This is a genomic window from Arenibacter certesii DSM 19833 (assembly GCF_000429545.1).
Taxonomy (GTDB): Bacteria; Bacteroidota; Bacteroidia; order Flavobacteriales; family Flavobacteriaceae; genus Arenibacter; species Arenibacter certesii.
Genome location: NZ_AUCB01000014.1, coordinates 38,985 through 61,624 on the forward strand (window position 1 = coordinate 38,985; position 22,640 = coordinate 61,624).

The following is a 22,640-nucleotide window of genomic DNA, read 5'->3' on the forward strand; positions in this document are numbered from 1 at the left end:
TATGAAAGCATTGATTATACCTTTGATGGCACTCTTGCTGACTAGCTGTACTACTAAGCAGGATTTTTCTCATACCGAAACAGCAAAAATCGTTGTAGAAAGTTTTTACCATGGCGATAAAATAACCTTAGAAAAACATACCACCCCTGAAAGTTATACCAACTTTATTAGCCTGCAAGGAATGTTTGTTGAGGATGAAAATTCAGCTTCCGATTTTAAGGTAATTGATGAATTTGTAGAAGGGAGTGTAGCTTGGGTTAAGTATTCCACTGCTTATGATGAAAAGCCGGGCATATTTAAGTTAGTAAAAGAAGATGAGCAATGGAAGGTTACAGAAAGAAGGCCTAGGGAAAAGGTGCCTTTTTAAGAGGGATAAGCACTATTTTGTTTTTTATTCATAAGTTCGGAAATCACCTAGGTCAATCTTAAAGGTACCTCCTTCGTATTTAATTGTTGGTGAATCATTTTTATCCTCTCTAGTATTAACGAATAGTAATAGTGAGATTATTATTCGCAGTTTTTCAACCTTCACAAATCGAAAATTTCTTGCGTATTCCCTTTTTATAAAATAATTGTAATCAGGCAATCTTCGCTAAAACCAATATGAATCATCGTATTAAGATGATTGATCAAAAAATACCAATGGATTGAATATTATTCTTACAGTTATTTCCATATTCAACAGATTATTCCTACATTTTGTCTTTCAAATTTTTTTAAAACCCTGTGGAATATAATTATAATTTTTTTACGGAAAGCTTTAACTGATTGTACAATGCATTTGCCAATTGTATTTGCCTAATAGCAGATCATAAATAATCATAATATAAAATTTTAAAATTTATATAATCATTTGTTTGTAAGCCCGTTGAAAACTATTCTTGTTGGTTCCAGATAGGGTGAAAATAAAAGTACATAAAAGGTGTCATGAAATACCTATCTTATTTTTTACTTAATCATATCATTGGAAACCTTATAAATAGATGAAGAAGTACATTAAACCTTATTTATAAATCTATGATAATAATCTCCTAAAATCTCTCTCTGTAATGGAAAATAGCTCAGCTTACGACTATGCTATACTTATTGATGATGATCGTATAATAAATTTGGTTAATGAGCATACGATAAAGAAAAATAAGATTTCAAAAAAAGTTAGGACATATTTAAATCCCCTTCTAGCGCTACAGGATCTAGATTCAATCCTGATAGAGGCGGAGAATAAAATTCTTATACTATTAGATTTAAATATGCCGGAAATCACTGGCTTTGAATTTTTAAAAAGAATTTCATGTATGACCAACAAAGTAGCAGTTTTAGATATTCTAATTGTTTCCTCTTCAATAGACCAAAATGATATTGAAAAAAGTCTTAATAATCCACTTGTGCGGGATTATATTATTAAACCACTCACTATAGACAAACTTAATAATATTATACATAATCCATATTAAGATCTCAATATGATTATGCCAGTTAAAAAATCTGATAAACCTGTATCCAAGATATTTCGCTGACCTCAGATATTCAGCGTACAATGAAACTCTTAAAATCCATAGCTCTTATTCAATTTTGAAACCATCCTTTAAAAATATTCGAAAATCCATAATCACTAGTTTTACCTTAGCCTTCATTTTTGCTATTTCTCTGGTTGTTGGAATAAATTTCACCATGAATCATGAAGCGTATGATATAAGTATTATAAGAGATGTAAGTAATCAAAAATCTCTCACTCAAGAATTAGTTAATCAAATATTCTTGACGCAGATACATAAGCAGACTAAAGATGGATTACCCGAAATAATTGATCGTTGGAACAAAGTTCACAAGTCTTTCGAGTCGGAAGATTTTAACCTTAAAAGATCTCTACCTAATAATTTTAGGGTAGATAGCATTCTTAAGAATATTACAATCTATAAAAATAGGATCTATCAACTTACAGATAAAAAGGACTTAAATTCTTTAAACAATCATGATCTTCAATTAATTGCAGGCTGGCAAATACAATATATAAATGGATTGGATATTTTAATTAAAACTTTAGAGAATGAATTTGTGTTAAGACTTTCAAAGTTAAAATACATTATTTCGCTTCTAACTTTTCTTTTCATATTATTCATCTGGTCACTTTATAAATTATATGTTAAGGGTATAATTGAATCGGTAAAAATGATATTTGAAGATAAGGAAATACAAACCGAAATTATGGAGGCTATTTTAGAAAGTACCAAACATCAGATTTGGAGTGTTAATAAATACTATAAATTAATTTCATTTAACTCATCATTCTCAAATTACATAACTCGATTCTTTGGAGTAGTTCCCAAATTAGGTGATTCAATATATGAATTAGGTTTGGATTTTAAAGATCAGCAAAAAACTAGAAATTATATAGATGAAGCAATATCCGGGAACAGATTTATAATTCACATGGAAAAAGAGATTCAAGATAAAACCTTTAATTATGAGGTTTCTTTTAATCCAATTATAGATAAAAATAATCAAGTTACTGGTTGTAGTGTATATCAGAGCGAAGTTACCCAGCGGATTAGAACTTTAAACAAATTGAAATCAAGTGAAAGCTCACTAAGGGAGGCTCAAAGACTAGCTAATATTGGAAGTTGGGAGTGGGACATCAATAATGACAAAATAATATGGTCTGAACACCTTTATCAGATATTTAACCAGAATCCAAAAAAATTTGAACCTTCATTTGATAATTTTATTTTACAAACTCATCCAGAGGATAGGAATCTTATCGAAAATAATTTCAGGGAGTATTTTAATAACCAAGAATATATTGATTTTATAAGCAGAGTGGTTTTAAAAGACGGAAGAATTAGACATATGCGTCATTTAGGAAAACTCCAGTATAATCAGGATAAATTAGTCAGGATAACTGGGACAACACAAGATATTACATTCATGGAAATATCTAAACTGCAAATTCTTCATCAATATAAGGAGCTACAAAACTTTGTTTATCTGGTTTCCCATAACATAAGAGGTCCTATTTCTACATTATTAAGCCTATTACTTCTATATGATGAAAACACTGATAGAAGCAAAGAAGAAATTGTTGATTTAATAAAAATTACTGTCGAGAAATTGGATTCGACTATACAAGAAATAAACCATTCTCTAACCTTAAAAAATATATCTGAAAGCGATATGGAAAAAGTTGACCTAAAAAAAATAGCTGAAGATGTATTAGAATTGCTTTCACATGATTTAAATAATCATAACGCTATAATCAATATAAACTTCAAGAATGCCAAATATGTGTTTGGTTTTAGGAGTTATTATATTAATATTTTTTATAATTTAATTTTGAATTCCTTGAAGTATAAGTCAAAAAACAAGCCACTCCAGATCAATTTAAGTTCTGAACCAATTTCCGGTGAAAGAGTGGAGGTAATGGTTTCTGATAACGGGATAGGTATGAATTTAACAACAGCCAATGTGAAAAATAGAATCTTTGAGATGTATGGTAGATTAAGTGGTAGTACTAGTGGTAAAGGTCTAGGGCTATATTTAGCAAAAACTCAAGTGGAAGCAATGAATGGTTCAATTGACGTTGATAGTGAATTAGGTAAAGGCAGCACTTTTACGCTAAACCTGTTGGCAAAACAATAGATAAAAAATGGATAATTAATTCTGTTAAGTGGATGTGCGATTTATTTTCAGATAGAATGTAAATTAATTTTGGTAGCTAATTCCCGACTTTGGCGCCTGTAGTTAGTCACTTGACAGAGTGTGACTATATCAATTGAACGAGGGGGGTTAAATTCAATATTTAATTTTACTTGCGTATAGATTCATTTCCGATGTTGAGTTGAATATCTTCTATACAATTCCTCGTCGAAACCTCGTTGTCATGCTTATTTCGGTTTTGAAATTTGTTGTTCCCAACAGTAGATTACATCACCTTATTGGCCAAATATTTTTGAACTTCGTAAACATCTATACTTTTATTGAATTTCTTACTAACACTAGGTGTGTCCTCACTAGAAATCCAAATTTTAAGTTCTGCATCCAGATCAAATGTTCCTGAAGTTTCTAGGGAGAAACGGGATATATTTTTATAGGGTAACGATTTATACTCGATTTTGCTTCCTGTTAAACCTTGAATATCTACTAAAATCAATCTTTTATTAGTAAACATAAATACATCCCTGAATAATGTGAATCCAAGTTCAACTTCTTCATTATCTATAAGCAACTTAGCGTACTTTTGATTTAGTTTTTCGGAAGATACTTCACTGGCATTTCCTAGTATTTTATTTAATAGACCCATTATAACTATCCTATATTTGAATTATTTAATTTTGATTTTGTTCCGCGGTATGTTATTCTTCTTATATACTAGTATTATATTTAAAATTTTGACTTTAACCAATAGGTAAAGGCTCTGGAAAATCACATGGAACCTCAATCTGTTGTTCAGGTAATAATCCTCCTCCGATATAATCAATTCTTGTGCACTCCTCTTCCTTTTCGCAACTAACCATGGTAAAAAGTATTGTTAAAATACACCAAAGATTTAGTTTATTTATAATCATACAACTTGAATTAATAGTTAAACCTTTGTCGATTGAAGTCACCTATTAATGCATCTGTTACAATCTATGCTTTTTTGCGAGCAATTCAATCAAATCTAATTTTTTGTAATGTAAAATATTTTCTTTACTAGGTTTTCAATATTACGCCTATTTATAGATCCAATGTATATTAAGTTGCCAAGGATGGCAGTTTATCTATCCGACTTAAAGCCATCTTCAAGCATATTGTTTATTACTTGTAAGTTAGCGGAAAAGATTACAATTGCGAGAATATTATTAATGGAATACAAAATGGGAATTCTACGGAAAGTCCGAATTATACCAATAAGAGCCCAGACCAATATTGGGTAATTTTAAATATAAATACTACTCAAGGAATTTATAAATAAGAATATTACCATCATAATAAATAGGACAGTATAAACCCAAAAATATATTCTAAAACTATTTTTAAATAAAAAGCCACCAAGTTTTTTAGCTTTGACAAAATAAACTCCTTTCATTTAGAATAATTTTTAATTTAATTTATCCAAAATACTTATTGCTTAGTATCAGATCACAAGGAAATGAAGATCGCCATGTAACTGGATTTATGTCATTTCTATTCGAGCTATAATACAGAAAGAACGAGTTAGAATAACAACGACACACTTAAGTGAACATAATTAACCATTGCAATTTAAAGTAGAGGCCAATGTCTTAATTGGCCACTACAAATTCCGACCTCCTATTTCTTAGATGGTTCTCTTCGTTACAAGTCACACCATTAGAACAATGGTTCGTCAATTGTATTTCTCCAAAACCGTTTGCGACCAACCGTTCTGATTCAATTCCTTTCTTAACTAGATAAGCTTTTGTTGATACTGCTCTTCGCTTAGATAATGCTAAATTATAGGCATCACTCCCTCTACTATCTGTATGAGAGCGAATATTTATCTTTAGGTCTGAATAATCTTCCAGCACAACAATTAACTTTTCTAACTTAATTTTTGCAGCATCAGTAATGTCAGATTTATCAAAATCAAAGAATATATTCTGAATATTCAGCGTCTTTGCAATATCAACACCCGGAGCTAGCTTCAATCTATTTCTTCGCAAATTAAAATCGATCGTTTGCACTGTTTTATCCGCTACACTTACCTCTTCATGAGTATCATAATTCTCTTTGGAGGCTCTTAAGCGATACACAGAATAGGAATCTGTTTCTATTTCATAATAGCCCTTATTGTTGGTATAAGTGGAATCATAAATCTCTCCATCCTCTTTAAAAACCTTGATCATAGCATTCGTAATAGGCCCACCATTCTCAATATCGGTCACATGTCCATTTATTTTCGCTTTATAAGGATCTACTATAGGCTTTAATTCTTTTAGGCTATAAATATTATCATTTATAAATTGGTTTGGCTTGCCTAACGCTGATAAATTGTTATCATCTGATGAGATTGATTGGCTCCTATTACTACTAAAAAAACCTTTTTGTGTTTCCGAATTTATCCCAAAATCGAAATCATCAGCATAAGAATTTATTGGCTTACCTAAATTCAGTAAATTTTGGAACCCAGAATCTTCAATTTTAATATAAAAAATGTCCAATCCACCTAAACCAAAATGACCATCAGAGGAAAAATAAAGCTCATTGGTATCTGATACAAATGGAAAAGTTTCTTTGCCAGGTGTATTAATTTTAGAACCTAGATTCTTTGCCTCACCAATTTCTCCATTTTCATCTATTGAAGCCATATAAATGTCAGATTGCCCATAACCTCCTGGCCTATCCGATGTGAAATAAAGAGTGGTCCCTAGCGTATTTAAGGCAGGGTGTGCGGTTGAATATGCATCATTATTAATAGATAAATCTTCAATATTAGTCCATTTACCATCGCCAAAATGAGCCCGGTAAATTTTTAGGTGCTCATCATTATCTTTCCATTTAGGATTATTATTACTACGTGTAAAGTACATTGTTTTACCATCTCGAGTAATAACTGGTGAGGACTCATGATACATTCCATTAATATCACCCGCCAACAAACCTGGCTCGCCTATTACTTCATTCTCATCATTGATTTCAACCTGATAAAGATTAAGAAAGGACATGCCATCCCATGAACTCCTACGGTTAAAAAAAGCACCATTAGCTCGGTTAGATGCAAAGAACAACTTCCTATTAAAAACTGTTTTCCCAAACTCAGTATTATCGGTGTTTGTTCCTTCAAGCCTCTTTATTTCATAACGATCTGAATTGCTTTCTATTAACGCTAAATAATCTTTAGCCGTTAACTTTTTTCCCTCTAATTTTTTCCTGGATAGTTCTACATACTTGTCATAATAGGCTTCAGATTTTTCCACTAAGCCCGTTGCTTTTAAGCTTTGCGCATAACGCAAAAGAATTTCTGCTTCTGGCTGATGATCTTTTAGTTTAAAGATTTTTTCGTACCAGATCAACGCTTCATCATATTTTGCATTAAAGTAATAGGAGTTAGCAATTTTGGAAAAAAGTTCTTGCGATTCATAGCCTCGCTCAACAACTTTAAGATACACGCTTAATGCATTAAGATAACCGTAATTTGAATAAGCAACATCCGCTTTTCTTATGTGACGAGCTTGAGATAAGGCTGTACCACTAATCATCAAAAGCATGTAAAAGAACAATATGTGATGTTTATTTATATTCATTTTATTCAACTTAAGGAATTAAAAGAAACGGGGATTAACTTTATTTCTTCTACGTGTCCCCAATTCAAAACGCAAAAATATTTCATGCGAGCCATCATTATAATTACTTAGTTCTGTTGTTTCGTAATCATATGAATAACCTATCATGATATTATCATTGACTTGAAAACCTGCTAGGGCACTTACCGCAGCATCCCATCTATAGGCCGCTCCAAGTGTTATACGTTCTCGGAAAAGAAAATTGGCAGACACATCTACACTGATAGGTGCTCCTACAACCCCTTTTGTTAAGATAGCTGGCTTAAACTTAAAATCATAATTAAGATCAAAAACATAGCCTGCAGTTAGGTAAACATGCATTTTTTCAGTAGCTGTAGAAACTTTAACATCGTCATAATATTCAGTTTCCAGCATATTAGGTGAAGACAAGCCCACGTACCATTTATTTGCATGCAGATATAAACCAGCGCCTACTATTGGTGATACTATACTTCTGTTCACTAAATTTTGATCATTGGGATCATATATCATCAACTTATCAACGTCTATATCAAGCATGTTTACACCCCCTTTTAGACCAAAAGACAACCGCATGCCATAACGATTGAGCCTTAAGGTATAGGAGAAATCCGCAGTTATTGTATTTTCTGCAGAAGGTCCTATTTTATCACTTATTACACCTAATCCTAATCCTACAGGACCTAATCCTATTGGCGTACTAAGGGAGAAACTTAGCGTTTCAGGCGCACCATCTAAACCTACCCACTGATTGCGATAGGTTGCCATTGCGGTTAATGAACCACGATTTCCTGCATAAGCTGGGTTAAAACTAATGGTATTATACATGTATTGCGTATACTGCGAATCTTGCTGTGCGTTGACTACACTGCTTATCAGCACGATAAGAAAACCACATATATTTAATATATATTTTTTCATAACTGTTGTTTAGTTTCCGGAAAGATAAAGGTAGCCTGCTTGCTTGTGGTGATTCACACCTTCGTTAGTATTGTAGTCATAATTGATCACATAAAAATAGGTGCCTGAGGGCAATTGCTTATCATCATTTATAGTAACTCTTCCTTCAGAATAGCCTCTAAAAACATTCCCCCCATAACCGTAATTGTTAGATTCATAAACCTTTATTCCCCACCTATTAAAAATTTGAACTTTTAAGTTTTGGGCACATGTATTATCCGTTCTTTCTATGCGGAAGTAATCATTAATACCATCATTATTGGGGGTAACTGCATTATAAACAAGAATTTCACAAGGCGAATTAATGTTAGATTTAATTCTCGCTAAAGTGAAAACACCAAATTTGTTGACAGATGTACTTACAGTCTTATCATTTAAATCAACCACACCACCTTCATCAATCCACTTATTAGCTTCCTCATCCCAGCGCACAATATGAATTCTTTCTTCCTGTGGCGCCGCTATAACTTCCTCTTGAGATGTTTCCTCTCTCCACGAGAGGCTTATCATAATATTTTCCTCCGTACTAGCTATTGGCTCCAGAGTCCAGTATTCCTTATTATTAATTTGAGCAACTATATCTGACCGAAGATGATGAGGAAATAGAAAATTTGAATTTTCTAAAAAATATTTAGCCTTATAATTCTTTGGCGTTTCTAAGGCAGACAATCCTGCAAAACGATAATAGCCACCATCACCTATGGGAAAATTAAAATCTTTATCTCCTGTTTTTTCAACTCCACCATCTACATGACTAAAGTCTGATGTATTAACATGATTTGCATTCGCTCTAAAAATAAATGCTCCTCCAAAATTATCACTATCAACAATGCCATTATTAAAACTGACTAATCCATCTGCATTAATTTCATTATAAAGTTGAAAAGGGGTAGCTTCACTAGTATTTTGAAAAAGAATATTACTAAAGTAAAGTGGTTCGGCACCCAGAATCTTTTGCTTCTTAATCCCTGTAAATATAACCAGACCAGATGCGTCAATATAATCTAAAACTCCATCATTTTTCAGATCACCATGCAAATAGACCTCTCCATCATTTACAAAGGTTGCAGTCGGTTCATTAAAGAAGTCAGACATTACACTCACCAATGTATTAGGAAAAACATATACTTCTCCTTTATTATGCATATCGCCATTTTGAGCCATTGCAGAGCTACTAAGCAATATTAATAAGTATAGATAGCGCATATATTGGTTATTAGGATTTAATAATGAATAAAACTTCCAATTCAATTTATTTTATTTTACAACAAATATTACTGTAATATAAGAGTATGGCCCAGCAGCATTTATCACCTCATAGCTCATCTCGCCAATATTACTAATGCTCACATTACTGATAACAGCATCATCATAATCCGTTACATAATAATGTAGATCATCTGCCATAGGAAGATGTGGTATTGCAGCAGGTGCATCCGGATTTTTCACAAAAACACCTGTATTTTGCCCTGTAAACTGGTTCTTATATTCAGTATATAAATTCTTTGTTTTAATGCCATTTGTCGAAGTATCAAATAAGATGGTTGGCATATAGAAAAACTTTGGCATAGCCGCTTTCACTTCTACTTCATAGGTGGTATGCTTAGGATTATTTGGGTCTACTTGTATAGTAACATTAACATATTCATCTACACCAACCACTTCATAGGTAAGCTGGTTATTGGTTAACCACTCCTCTAATTTAATGGTTACATATTCTGTACCATTGAAATATTGAAAAACCATATCTCCACCAACTTCTTTATAAATCACATTTCCGTCTACTTCAGTAGAAATATTCTTAATTATTTGCTCGATACTAATATCGCCTCCTTGGTAAGTAATTGTTTGATTTAAGATATGCTCAAAATTAGCCGCCACATCATCAGCAACTTCAATGGCAATAACCCCAGAGGCATCATTTGGCATAGTTGATATATCGGTATTAACAGAATTAGCTAACCAATTCTTGATGGCATTTTCTGAGAAGTAGTAATACACCGTTGGCGAAGTAATTTTACCATCAGCATCATATAACGCTTCAACTCTTCGAACGAAAGTATTGGTCTCAGCATTCTGAACTAAATCTTCTAAGCTGATTTGAGTTTCAACACCAGAATCGTTTATATAGAAAAAGTTATTCCCATCATACTTAACGTTAGCGTAACTATCTCCTTGTGGCATTAAGCGCTTCCACTTCGTCTCAAACCAATAGTAATAACCTGGCGCTACACCATTGGCATCAGTAGGATTAAACACCAGTAAGCTATTTACATTTCCACCATCTATAGAAGTGGCATCGGTTAAACCTTGAAGTTCAACCTGCGGAATCAAAATCCCTTTATCAGCAGCTTCAATATGAAGTTGTGTAGATTGATTTGGGTTTGGTGTACCGATTCCAGTTTGTGCAATTGCACATAATCCAGATAACGCGAGTGTAAGGGTTAAAATTATATTTCTCATATATATATGTTTTTTATGGCTTGAAACCATGCTCTAGGCTTAGTTTAAGTTTTTAGTTTCTTAATTTATTAGTGATATTCGGGTTGTTAATAAGTTTGCTACTTCCATCAATCTTAAGTAACATTCCCTCTTCTATTGCTTTACATCCTTTATTAGATTCTAAAGAAAGTCTAATTTGTATTTCCTTATTTCTAATATCTACAACAGAACCATCCGGTAAGGTTACTTCTCCAAAAGAAGGAATCGTAAACTTAATTGTACCATCTGTTTCCTCCTGAGCAAAAGGTATAGCTATCCATTCCCCGAACACCTTTGGGTTCTCCATCTCCCAAACTACATTTCGCACCGCTGAGTTGCCCCAGTCAACCATAGGCTTTACCGATAAAGTATCTCCAGCAGAGGCAGTAATATTTGTTTCAAAAATGGATTCCGTTCCATCTATTAATACCTCTTCTAGCATTGGGGTATCATTAACAATCACTTTAATATCTTGTCTTTCACCTATAGTACAGCCATTTCTAATAGCTTGGACGTAGAGTATATGGATACCCCCGGTTAACCCGATTGGCATTTCAAATTGGAATTCACCAACTGTCTGCCATTTATCCAATCCCGTTTCAGTAGTATATATCTCGTAAATGGTACATGCATTTACTGGGTTCAGTACAAGATTCTCACCCACACACAGTTCTATAGGGCCTTCTGGGATATTGATATTTGGAGTTAAACTTACATCGTATATTTTTGTAAAATCTCCCAATACTCCTACCACACTTCCATAGGAAATTTTTACCCTATCGTATGGTTCATCATATGGAGCAACAACTATCTTGTGTTTATCGCCGTACCCTAAACCTAGGAGTTTCAATTCCAATAGTCCAGAGGTATAGTCTAATTCAGGCCCTACGGGCTGATCACCTAAATAGCGTTGTATTTTATACCCTTTAATAAGTTCTAAGCTCAATATTGGATTACCAGGTATTTCGGTCACGATGTGCAATTCATCGCCTGACATGGACTGCTGCTTAAATACTACTGATAAAGTCGCACGGTTTGCCACTGCTACTCCTCTAGATATCATAGCATACGTATCAAGGTCATTGTCTACGGCATTCCATGGATTTACCACAGAAGCAGTGGCACTAGCGACCCCTAGACCTATGTCTTCGACACCATGAAGTACATCCAAGACGTCTTTATTGGTGTCTGTAGCTATTGGTGCGCATTCTAAAGCTCCAGATTTTGAGTAATAGGCTCCATATACCTTTGAAATCTGAGCAACTCCGATCAATGATCCTTGTGAAATTCTAACCCCTTTATATGGTTTAGGACCAGAACTAGTTGAAGGAACAAAAGTAAATTCCAATACGTTATCGGCTACTAATAAGTCTAGCAAACCTCCGGCCACGGTTTTAATAACCCCAATCGCATTTCCATTCTCATGTAGTCCTACCACAGAAAGACCTCCAGCAAGCATTAGTCCACTGTATTCTTTACCTAGTTTTACTGTGACCGGAGTTCCTGCAGGTACTACATGGTCAAATTCAATATTCTGCCAAGTTGTGCCAATTCCTAATAACCCTAAACCAGTAGTAATGGTAGAATGTGTTTTCGGATTTCCATCAACCGCGTTTTCTGTTTTACTGACTCCACCAGTTATAATGGAACCCCAACCACCATCTTCTGTAGCATACACGCGTTGCAAGGTAGGTGGACAAGAATCCTTGTCGAAAACAGTTACGATAAAGCTTTCTACAACGGTACATCCATCTAATTTAGCTATTACCGTGTACGTGTAAACTCCTGGTGTACTTAATTGTTGCTGTTCCCTTCCGTTTATGGTGTTGTTCTCGTAATTATACCATTGTAGAGTAGCGTTTGAGTTATTCGAGGTAACGGAAGGCAAAAGGAAAGGCATATCTTTTACCACCGAGAAAGCTTGACTACCATTAATGGTCAGTTCAGGTGTCAGGTTTACGGTAATTGTATGTTCGGTTGCAGTACCTATTGTATTCGGACAAACACTATCTCCTTCAACCGTCACGTATAACGTATGGGTACCCACTAAATCTGAACTTGCTATTACATTAAACGCTTCTCCTTCATGTACTAGGTTGGTTAAATCTTGGTCTGTGTACCATTTAAAAACTGCATTGGTAATTACTGGGGCAGCAGGGCTTAAAGATGCACTAAAAGTTACCTCTGTATTTTGACATACCTCTGAAGGCGCATCAAGCACTATGTCGTCTGCCACAGCAATCGGCAAAACAGATACTTCTACTTTTGCCGCGGCACCTGTGAAGCAATATCCTACATCTTCTATTGTAACATAAAAAGTTGTTGATGATGTTGGACTAACGGTGATATTTTGGCCTACTTGTGGTGTGTCTGTTAAGTCACTATTTTCATACCACTTAAACACCGGATTATCCAATAATGGTGCGGTAGCACTCAAATTTGCAGAAAGCGTAACTGGAGTCCCAGGACAAAATACTTCTGTTGTATCCGAGGTTAATTCGATTGCCGATGCATCTATTTCAATGCAAGCGCTGGCCATTTCAAATTCAACTTCCTTATTTACTAAGGTATTATCAGGAGTAGTAAACTCAACCATTACTTTATTCCCTATTATATCCGAAGCTGGAATGTCTACAACACTTGTCACTACGATAATTACAGCTTTGGCTCCTACGTTTAGTTTTGGAATTGTAAAATCGATTTCATTACCATTTACAGTACCTCCACCATTATCCACAATAGTTACTTCTGATGGAACAATGTTCTGTAAAACATCTCTAACGGATACATTAATTAAATCATTATTCCCTGTGTTATCAATAGTAATGGTATAGGTAATATTATCTCCTACTTCCGCTTGATTGCTATTCACTCCGTCACTTTCTCCAGTTTTGCCAACAGTAAAATCATATACTGCATCTACCGGAATATCAGTTCCAGGAACCGTATTGGTATTAGGCGCTGCTGGGTTGGTATTATCCAAAGGTGGGTATGTTTGCTGCCCTGGATGGTTAGCATCTTGCTTAACAATTGCAATGTTACTCAGTTTCTGAACGCTGGTTAAATCTTCCTCTACCAACACCTTAAAAGAAACGCTTGCAACGGTGCCAGCGGCTATATCAACATTGTCAAAACGAACTGTATTAGTATTGGCATCGTACACACCTCCAGAATTAGCAACATATGTAGTGTGCTCTGGAAGCCCATCTTCTACGATAAAATCAATCATATCATTGGTTCCTTTGTTCTCTATATGAACAGTATAGGTTACTTCTTCCCCTCCTTTTACCGAAGTTATGTTTTGATCCTCATTTACTTTATACGACTTCCATGCTAAATAGGAGTCTGCACATCGTTCTACATCATACAGTTGCAATGGAGGAAATACAGAAGCTTGAACTAAGGTTTTTATTCCTACGCTAATTCTATCAAAAGATTTACCAGGCTGGAGAGGTAACTCCACCAAATCACCATTGTTAAGCAAATTCAATACATTCACCCCATTCACAATGCCATTTTGGAAGTCAACTTTTGCTACTTCGTTATTTCCTAAATAGGCTTTGATTTCTAAGCCACCTATTAGGTCCAGGTCTACACCACCACCCGCGGTTTTAAATTTGATTATCGCAACCTCATCTGCATTGGAAACTGAGTTGAAATAAATCCATTGTTTGGTAGAAGCTCCAATCCCTAATGTTCCATTGCTAATTTCTGAATAATTGGTTGTGTTATCATCGATAGCATAAGACATATTGGTTACGCCTGCTTCACCAAGATCATTAACACTTAGACTAAGTCCTTCATATTCGTAAGAGGTGGCAAATGGCCCAAGGCATGGATCTGTAACCATGTCTGTACACATCCCATACACATTCATTATATTGGGTTGCGCTAGTAACCCTAGCGCACTATTGGTAGCATCTGTAACACGAACAGATTGATAGTCAGCAATAGGGGTTACTGCTATATAATATCTACCTGCAGCATCTTGCACCACACGGATTGAACCATTGCCACCAGCAGAAGCTTGATTGCTACTTGCTGTATGAATAATGTCTCTATTCACATTTTTAACGTCTACTCTAAAAAAATGATCGCCTAAAATTAGGTTGTCTAATAATCCAGAGACAACATTTCCAAGACTTCCACCTACTAATCTATCTAAAATAGTTTCTTCGAAATCTATACGGATATAAGAAGTAGTTCCAGCGGGCATGGGTTGGTCGTATCCCATCTCTACAAAGCCTTCATATTTATTTCCCAGGCCAAAAAGAATACCTGCACCTGATTTTAAAGTTGCATAACTATCAAAATCATCATCAAATAAATTTTGAACATTGTCTGCGTTTTGGGCGTCAATTAAGGTTGTAGAACAAGAAGGCTCTTCAAAAGGGAATGGCGTGGGCGTCAACGGACAAGCATCACCATACCGCTCTACGCTATATAAGCGTAATGGTTCAGCAGCAACGTTTACGCTTGCTATAGACTCTGCCCCAATATCTACTCGGTCAAAAGTACCGCCAGGCTCATACTCCAACTCAACAATTCCTCCAGATCCAAATAGAGCCAATAAATCTAAGTTATTGATTAATCCACTTTCTAAAGTTTTATCATTCCCAACTTGCGTATTCCCATTAAAGAATTTAATTTGATACCTTCCTAATACATCCAAGCTTAATGCAGAAGATGGTTCTAAAGCAATTTTGATTTTAACTTTGTCACCAGCTTGTGAAGGCTGACTAAAGTAAACTGTTTGATACACATGAGCTAATAAACCAGCCAACCCTAAATTAATCTCTGAATAGTCAGAGGAATTTTCGTTTATTGCCCGGTAGGCGTTTGTTACGCCTACGCTGGAAATATTTCCAACGTTCAATCCAACACCACCCCCTCTATAGGAAGTAAAATTAGCTGGGAAACAAGGATCTGTTCCAGTTTCAAAACAAGCATTGTATACATCTAAAGATGCTTTTTTACCTGTAGCCAATAAAGCACCTACGTGATTTGTAATTCGTACACGGTTGTAAGCTGCATTTGGTGTAATCGCAATATAGTAACGCCCAATATTATCTTGCACTAAGGTAACCACACCATTAGAGGTGCCTTCAAAAGCATCTGAACTAATAGCGGTTAGAACATTTGTATTATCATTTTTAGCTTCTACTTCAAAATACTGATTCCCTAATAACAAATTATTAGCTAAATCTCCAACTAACTTTCCTAGACTCCCACCTAGCAATCTATTTAATACATCTTCATCGTAATTAATACGCACATAGGTAGTTTTATTAGCAGGAACGGTTTGGCCAAGATCCATTTCTATAAATCCGGCTGTTGGTTCACTTACCAATAAGTTTCCTGAATCGGCAAATAAGGTTGCAAAGGATTCATTATTGCCATCCACTGCACGCTGTGCAAAGTCTACATTATCAAAAGCTATTAAACCATTTGCACAAGTAGGATCTTCAAATGGATTTTTTGTTGGTGCAGGTTGAGCAGTTATTTCTGGGTTAGCACAACTAGCAGCGTCATTATAACGTTGTACGTCGTAGATTTTAACGCCATTCCCTAATACATTTACTCCAACCGGAGAGTTTAATTTAATGGCTATTCGATCAAAAGATTTTCCAGGGGCAAAAGTTAAAGTAACTGGATTTCCATTATCCAATAGACCTAAGGCATTGGTATTATTTAGTAAGCTACTTTGTAATGAGCGTCTACTTACTATTATATTATCGTCATAAAAGACAATCTCTATAGCTCCTAACAAATCGGTATTTACCAAACCTCCAGAACCTAAAGCAAGTTTAATATTTGCAGTAGTTGTTTCTGCAGAAGTAGTAGGAAAGTAAAAATACTGTGAAAGCGATTTTGCGACATTCACATCTAAGACAGAAGAAGACTTTAATCGTGAAAAAGTATTTAAATTGTTATCAATGGCATCCCCAAGATGCTGGTCGTTTAAATCGGCAACCTCTAATCCTATTCCACCACTTCCATCAAACGAAGTAGCAAACGGACGACCACAGTCACCGCCATTACTTTCATAATAAAAAGCATTGTAAATATTTAAAGTCTTTTCATTTCCAACTCCTAATAGCGAACCAATCTGATTAGAAATGTGAAGTCTATCATAATCGCTAGCTGGACGGATGGCGAGGTAGTTATTTCCTGCTCTGTCCTGCATTAGTTTTACACGATCTGTTCCAAATCCTAATGTGCTTGAATGAGATAATATAGAATTATTGCCCATTCTGGCACCAATAACAATTTCTTGATTTCCAGCTATAACTGCCCCGAGTACGCCTCCTAAAACATTTCCTAGACTCCCACCAAGTAGCGCTTTAAAAAGATTAGAGTCGCCTTCCATGCGCACATAAGACCAAGTGTCTGCAGGTAGAGTTTGAGCAAATTTCAGTTCTATGACACCTTTATAAGATCCTAAACCTGCAAGAAGACCTGGAGAAGCTAAAAGTCTAGCATAACTATAATCATCTGCGAGGACATTTTTGGAGTTTTCAACAGTGGGTGCATAGCAACTGCCTAAACCTAAAGAACCACAACCCAATAGAGAAGTCATTTTATCATTTGGGCTTGTATATGTCACCTCATTGGCCATCACCTTCGTCTGCGCAAAACTTTGTTCTGGCATCCCTGCTATTAGAAAGTACAATAGCCCCAGACCCCAAATTGTTTTATTATAGAAAAATAAATTATGTAAAGATCTCTTCATTGTAAAGTGGTTTCTAACTTTTGGCTTTTTTTTCCTTCTTTTTTCCTTCAAGTTTGACACAACTGTAACCTTACGAGTTAATATTTATAACTGCTCTCTGCATAATAGCGGAGAGCAGTTGTATTTAATTACTCTTAAAATTTATGGGGTTACAGTAAAAGTTATAATCACTTCATATAATCCCTCTGACAACACCTGATAGTGATTCCCTAACCCTATATTAAAATTCACATTGTTACTTGAAATCGTATGATCTGTAGTTGATTTTGTAACCAAGTTACCCCCTTGGAACAATGAAATGGAGACTACTCCGGATGGAGCTTGCGGCAAAGTGACACCGGAAGTTATAGCAGTATGCGCACCAATTGTAGTGGTAGTTTTATATGCAGCCACCTTCTTTCCATCTATACTATCCCCGGTATAGATCAATGTATTCTCTACATACTTATTACCTAATACATTTTTCAACTCCTGAACTTGAGTAGAGTTGTCGATTAGGTTTTGAATTAAAGTTTTAGAAACATCTATTAGTTGTGGATCACCATTAACATCATAGTAATGCAATACGCCCGTATAATTATTAGAATCTATTGTTACATCACCGAAAAGCACATTTCCACCAGCATTAAGAATATCAGTAATTGCATTTTTTATCGACACATTATTCTCGATCGAGTGAAGCATGTCTTCTGTTAGGTTTAAATAATTTATATTACCACCTTCTGCTTCGTATTTATAAAGGATTTGTCCAGCTTCTGTAGGAGTTGTTTCTACTGTTGAATTAACATAGCTAGGCGTTTCACCATTAGTATTAATTACTGCCCGTGCAATTGATGTTTGAGTTTCAGATGCCTTAACTAGCTCTTCCAGATTTATTGTGACATAACCACTACCTTCAACGAAGTGTTGAAAAACCCATTCGCCTGAATTTATTTCTGTATAAATTACATTACCACTTACTTCTGTTGAAATCATTTGAATAATTTCTTCTACTGTGTAATTGGTCCCACCATAATTTGTTTCTTGGTTTAATATATACTCAAAGTTCTCAACCACATCACCAATGACGGAAATCGCCACAACCCCAGGTGCGGTAACTTCCATAGCATCCAAATCGCCTCCTGGATTTAAAGCTAACCAAGTTTTAATTGCCTCCTCCGAGAAATAATAGTAAGTTGCATCTACTTTTTTGATAAATGTATTACTCTCTAAATCCTGAACCACTTGATCTAGGTTTATAGTAATATAACCACTACCATCATAATACTGAAATACCATTTCCCCACCAACGTCGGTATAAATAACGTTTCCATCAATTTCAGAAGAAATATTCTGAATAATTTGCTCTATAGTTATTTGTTCCCCTTCGTAAGTAATCGTTTGATTTAATATATGTTCGAAATTAAATGCCACGTCATTAGCAACATTTATTGCCACAACGCCATCAGCATCATTCGGTATATTTGCAATAGTATTGGCAGGATCAAGATCTAACCATATTTTAATTGCTTCTTCCGAGAAATAATAATAAATGGTAGGGGAGGTAACGGTACCATCATTTTCAATTATTGCATCTATTTTTTTTATAAAAGTTTTTGTTTCAAAATTTTGTACAAATTCTCCTAAGGATATGGTTTCATACTGCTCTGTGGAAGCATTATAATACTGAAAAACCATTTCACCACCAACTTCCGTATAGATCACATTCCCATCTACTTGAGAAGAAATACTTTGAATAACTTTTTCAATTGTTAGCTGTTTTCCTTTATAGGTAATTGTTTGATCTAAAATATATTCAAAGTTTGCAACAACATCACCGACTACGTTTATTGCCAAAACTCCTGGCTCATTGACAGGCATATCAACCATAGGATCCAGTCCATTATTTGCAGGATTCGACAACCAATTTTTAATTGCTATCTCAGAAAAGTAATGATAAGTACTTGGCAAAACTCCATTATCCTCGACTCGTATAAAGGTATTTGTTTCAAACCCGGAAATTAATGTGCCTAAGTCAACCAGCGTTTTAACATATTCTTCTGCAACATTGTCATAAGTTACCACAGAGAAGGACTTTCCATCCCACACCACAGTAGAATGATCTTCTGTTATAATTGGATTTCCGTTCTCATCTATATTGTTTGGATTGCTTGGGGCTATATAGTTGATAAGATTGTTAATTGACCCGAGAGTAGTATTAAAAGTATTTCCTAAATTAGCAATAGCCTTATCTAATTCCTCTCTGCTTACAATACGTTGCCATTGGTTGTTCTGCCAATAGTAAAAACCAGGCGAAACAGAATTTATAGCCTCTAAATCAGCGGACTGCGTGGTGTTGTAAACCAATATACTTTCTTCTTCGTCTCCAACGATAGGAGCATATACAGTTGTATTTGACAAACTCACCCTAGGTATTAAAACCCCTTTATCAATAGCCACAACATCCAGCAAAGTTGCGTTACTCGGGGTTGGTGTCCCTATCCCCACCTGTGCATTAACTTTATTAGCCATTGCTAATATTATGGTAACAGCAATAATTGTAATTTTCCTCATAAATGTATTATTAATTAAAAACGGTTAGATATAATTTATTTTATTAAACACTTTTGGCAAAAAAATACATTCATACAATAAAGATTATTTCTTACACGTTTTGAAGGTATATATTGTCAATTAACAAGTTCAAAATTGCAACAATGATTTTAATTGGAAGCGAATATGTCTTTATAGAATGCGTAATTCATTGGGATGTTTGCTCCATGAATTACGTAATTCATGTACCATTGCTGTAGCGTGTAATTGAATGTGGGTCAGTTTATTGCATCTTTTGTGTCGGGTATGACTTAAACTAGAGTTGTAAATCGAATTAATAGGAAATTGGAAATATGGACAATGAATTTTTTGTCCTGAGGTTATAATAATGAATTGATTACACCATAACAATGTGTATCTTTTATGCTCGAAAAATATGTGCTAAATTTCTTTAGCAGATATCATAAAGCATAAAATTTGCAGGCACTGAATGTCGACGTTTAACAGATTAAGGTTTAAAATAGAATTTATGGATTTTATTGAAATTTCTATCCATAAATAACATGTAGGAAGGATAGTTTCTGAAGTTAAGTTTTAATTGTTTGAACTGTTTACAGAACAAATATTGGAGATATCACATAATTTCTATACTGGCCCAATTTTTGGATTTAAAGATTTAGATTTATTATAGACAGAGGCTCAGTGATTTAATTAAAATGCTAAGAGTTATAGTTATAATCCGTAGGTTAGGAACCTAATTTTAATCAATTGTAGTTTACTAGTTTCACGGTTTATTTAAATATTCCATAAATACGGAAGGGGCTTTTCCTGTGACCTTTTTAAAAGTAACTGAAAATCTAGTATGGGAGGAAAATCCACAGACGTTGGCTAGATAGCTTATTTTATACTGTAAATAATCGGGATTACTTTTCATGCAATCTATAATATAATTAATTCTTAATTCGTTGATATAACTTGCGAAATCTTTTTGTTTTTGGTTTTTAATAATATATGACAGATATCGTGTGTTTATTTCAAATTGAGCGGCAAGTTTTGTTAGCGACATTCCCTTATCTAGAAAATCTTGAGTTTTTTCGAACCTATCTAATTTTTTTAATAAATTACTTTCAGTTTCCTTAGGCATATAATTCCCCGTTTCAATAATCTCTCCTTTTCTTTTTTTGGGTGGTATTTTAATCGATACTAAAAAACTCTTAATGTAAATTAGTTTTTGTTTTTTCCGAAATAGAAAAATAATTATTCCGACTGAAATTGGCAGTAGAGCTGCTGCCAATAAAAGCTTAATTTTTTTCTATAGATAAGCTGCATTCCCTCTTGTCTTTTTTCTAATTTAATCAGCAATTCATTTGTAATTTTTTTTCGATTCTCTGCTTCCAGTTTAGATAATTTCTCACTCTTTTCGCTGTAGTATATATAATTGTCAATGTCTTTTATAGTTTTATAATACTCTTGAAATGCTTTGTAACTTTCCATTTTAAGATTATAATAATTAGAGGTTTCAGCAATATTCAGCGTATTTTCTAAATTAACAAGTGCACACTCATAATCCCCCATTTTCATGTAGGCTACACCTAAACCATTAAATATAAAACCTCTTAAGGAACTATTAGAATATTGCGATCTTTGAAGTTGATGTTTTGCTTTTTGATAATAGAAAAAAGCTGAGTCTACTTTTTGTAATTGTAAGAAATTTTTTCCAATTAACATGTTAGTCTTCGCTAAATGAAACATAATGGTACTATCTTTCGCTACAGAATTAAAAAAATATATCCCAAGTTGTAAATGAGCGATAGATTCATTAAATGCCCCGGCATCCATTGCATAATATGCCAATTCTTGCTGTAGGTTACCCTGGAATTTAAAGGACTCATTTTTACAAGTTATCTTCTTACCAGCCTTAATAGCTTTGTTTAATGCTTTTTTTCCTGTCCATAATGTTCCACTTTCACGAGAAAGACTAGAAAGTAATCCATTTATATGAGCTTTGTACAGATGATTTTCCGTTTTAGAAACTATATTATTTGCTTGTTCTATAACTTTAATGGCTTCAAGTTTCAAACCTTGTTGTCCTAAGATATAAGCTCTAAGTCCTAATCCTTTTGCCTTCTCTAGGTCGTTACTTGTAATCTGTTCTAAATATTTAGTAGCTATTAATGCCTTTGATGGTTGTGAAGGCAATAATTCTTTTGTTATATTGTGGTACAAACTATCATATACAGCATTTTGAGAAAAACATTGTACTCCGGTAAAATATAAAATCAAAATAGTGTTCCTCATCAATAACTAGCAATTAATATTCTTATGTAGTGGAGAATTCTTTAAGAAATGTTAAATGTACCATTTAAAGTAGGAATTTAACTACATAACTTCTTGATTTTTTTTCACTATCTTTAAAAATGTTTCAAAAATTTTATATTCTTAAAATCGATGGAATCAGCCCTATATATTATTTTACCATTTAGGGGACATTTTTAAAAATCAATTAGTGAAAGATTTTTTAATAAATTTTTATTTTCCGCACATTGCATTTTTTCCATATACAATAACGTCTTGAAAAATGCCGTCTAAGGTGAATTTGGGGAAAGGTGTATTAAATTGATAGTGTTAAATACCAAATAGATCTATAACATTTTTTAAATCCTTTAGAAGCTAAT

General features: G+C 34.2%; 12 protein-coding genes. 3 read left to right on the top strand and 9 right to left on the bottom strand.

Annotated elements, in window-relative coordinates; genetic code table 11:
• Position 1 precedes the first annotated feature (1 nt).
• The 3 genes from G466_RS0108835 (at position 2) to G466_RS0108850 (ending at position 3,636) form a co-directional block, all read left to right on the top strand.
• Positions 2-367, top strand: coding sequence for a hypothetical protein (locus tag G466_RS0108835; protein ID WP_026813340.1), 366 nt, complete (start codon positions 2-4; stop codon positions 365-367).
• A gap of 682 nt (positions 368-1,049) precedes the next feature.
• Complete coding sequence (locus G466_RS21660; protein ID WP_051315575.1) at positions 1,050-1,454, top strand: response regulator; 405 nt, start codon at positions 1,050-1,052, stop codon at positions 1,452-1,454.
• A gap of 217 nt (positions 1,455-1,671) precedes the next feature.
• On the top strand, positions 1,672-3,636 hold the full coding sequence (locus G466_RS0108850) for a sensor histidine kinase (RefSeq protein ID WP_026813341.1): 1,965 nt from the start codon (positions 1,672-1,674) through the stop codon (positions 3,634-3,636).
• Between the two features lie 283 nt (positions 3,637-3,919).
• Here the strand turns inward: G466_RS0108850 and G466_RS0108855 are convergent, their stop codons facing one another.
• From G466_RS0108855 to G466_RS0108905, 9 genes are all read right to left on the bottom strand, one after another.
• A complete protein-coding gene (locus tag G466_RS0108855; protein WP_026813342.1) occupies positions 3,920-4,297 on the bottom strand; it encodes a PH domain-containing protein in 378 nt (125 codons plus the stop codon).
• Positions 4,298-5,261: 964 nt separating this feature from the next.
• Positions 5,262-7,241 carry an OmpA family protein gene (locus tag G466_RS0108870; protein ID WP_026813343.1) on the bottom strand — a complete coding sequence of 660 codons (1,980 nt, stop codon included), beginning with the start codon at positions 7,239-7,241 and terminating at the stop codon, positions 5,262-5,264.
• Between the two features lie 18 nt (positions 7,242-7,259).
• Entirely contained in the window at positions 7,260-8,180 is a 921-nt protein-coding gene (locus G466_RS0108875; protein ID WP_026813344.1) for a PorP/SprF family type IX secretion system membrane protein, read from the bottom strand.
• Positions 8,181-8,189: 9 nt separating this feature from the next.
• Positions 8,190-9,470 (bottom strand): gliding motility-associated C-terminal domain-containing protein, encoded by a 1,281-nt coding sequence (locus tag G466_RS0108880; protein WP_157373842.1) that lies wholly within the window; start codon positions 9,468-9,470, stop codon positions 8,190-8,192.
• Positions 9,471-9,476: 6 nt separating this feature from the next.
• On the bottom strand, positions 9,477-10,682 hold the full coding sequence (locus G466_RS0108885; protein WP_157373843.1) for a hypothetical protein: 1,206 nt from the start codon (positions 10,680-10,682) through the stop codon (positions 9,477-9,479).
• Positions 10,683-10,734: 52 nt separating this feature from the next.
• On the bottom strand, positions 10,735-17,433 hold the full coding sequence (locus tag G466_RS23080; protein ID WP_157373844.1) for a DUF11 domain-containing protein: 6,699 nt from the start codon (positions 17,431-17,433) through the stop codon (positions 10,735-10,737).
• A gap of 141 nt (positions 17,434-17,574) precedes the next feature.
• Positions 17,575-19,986, bottom strand: a complete 2,412-nt coding sequence (locus G466_RS0108895; protein WP_026813347.1) for a hypothetical protein — start codon at positions 19,984-19,986, stop codon at positions 17,575-17,577.
• A 763-nt stretch (positions 19,987-20,749) separates the two neighbouring features.
• Positions 20,750-21,109, bottom strand: a complete 360-nt coding sequence (locus G466_RS21675) for a helix-turn-helix domain-containing protein (RefSeq protein ID WP_051315578.1) — start codon at positions 21,107-21,109, stop codon at positions 20,750-20,752.
• 113 nt (positions 21,110-21,222) lie between these two features.
• Positions 21,223-22,263, bottom strand: coding sequence for a hypothetical protein (locus tag G466_RS0108905; protein ID WP_026813348.1), 1,041 nt, complete (start codon positions 22,261-22,263; stop codon positions 21,223-21,225).
• Positions 22,264-22,640 lie beyond the last annotated feature (377 nt).

What these genes read in the sequence shown, in the direction of transcription:
- G466_RS0108835 (WP_026813340.1), top strand. Translation starts at nt 2, where the DNA reads ATGAAAGCATTGATTATACCTTTGATGGCACTCTTGCTGACTAGCTGT.
- G466_RS21660 (WP_051315575.1), top strand. Translation starts at nt 1,050, where the DNA reads ATGGAAAATAGCTCAGCTTACGACTATGCTATACTTATTGATGATGAT.
- G466_RS0108850 (WP_026813341.1), top strand. Translation starts at nt 1,672, where the DNA reads ATGAATCATGAAGCGTATGATATAAGTATTATAAGAGATGTAAGTAAT.
- G466_RS0108855 (WP_026813342.1), bottom strand. Translation starts at nt 4,297, where the DNA reads ATGGGTCTATTAAATAAAATACTAGGAAATGCCAGTGAAGTATCTTCC.
- G466_RS0108870 (WP_026813343.1), bottom strand. Translation starts at nt 7,241, where the DNA reads ATGAATATAAATAAACATCACATATTGTTCTTTTACATGCTTTTGATG.
- G466_RS0108875 (WP_026813344.1), bottom strand. Translation starts at nt 8,180, where the DNA reads ATGAAAAAATATATATTAAATATATGTGGTTTTCTTATCGTGCTGATA.
- G466_RS0108885 (WP_157373843.1), bottom strand. Translation starts at nt 10,682, where the DNA reads ATGAGAAATATAATTTTAACCCTTACACTCGCGTTATCTGGATTATGT.
- G466_RS23080 (WP_157373844.1), bottom strand. Translation starts at nt 17,433, where the DNA reads ATGAAGAGATCTTTACATAATTTATTTTTCTATAATAAAACAATTTGG.
- G466_RS0108895 (WP_026813347.1), bottom strand. Translation starts at nt 19,986, where the DNA reads ATGAGGAAAATTACAATTATTGCTGTTACCATAATATTAGCAATGGCT.
- G466_RS21675 (WP_051315578.1), bottom strand. Translation starts at nt 21,109, where the DNA reads ATGCCTAAGGAAACTGAAAGTAATTTATTAAAAAAATTAGATAGGTTC.
- G466_RS0108905 (WP_026813348.1), bottom strand. Translation starts at nt 22,263, where the DNA reads ATGAGGAACACTATTTTGATTTTATATTTTACCGGAGTACAATGTTTT.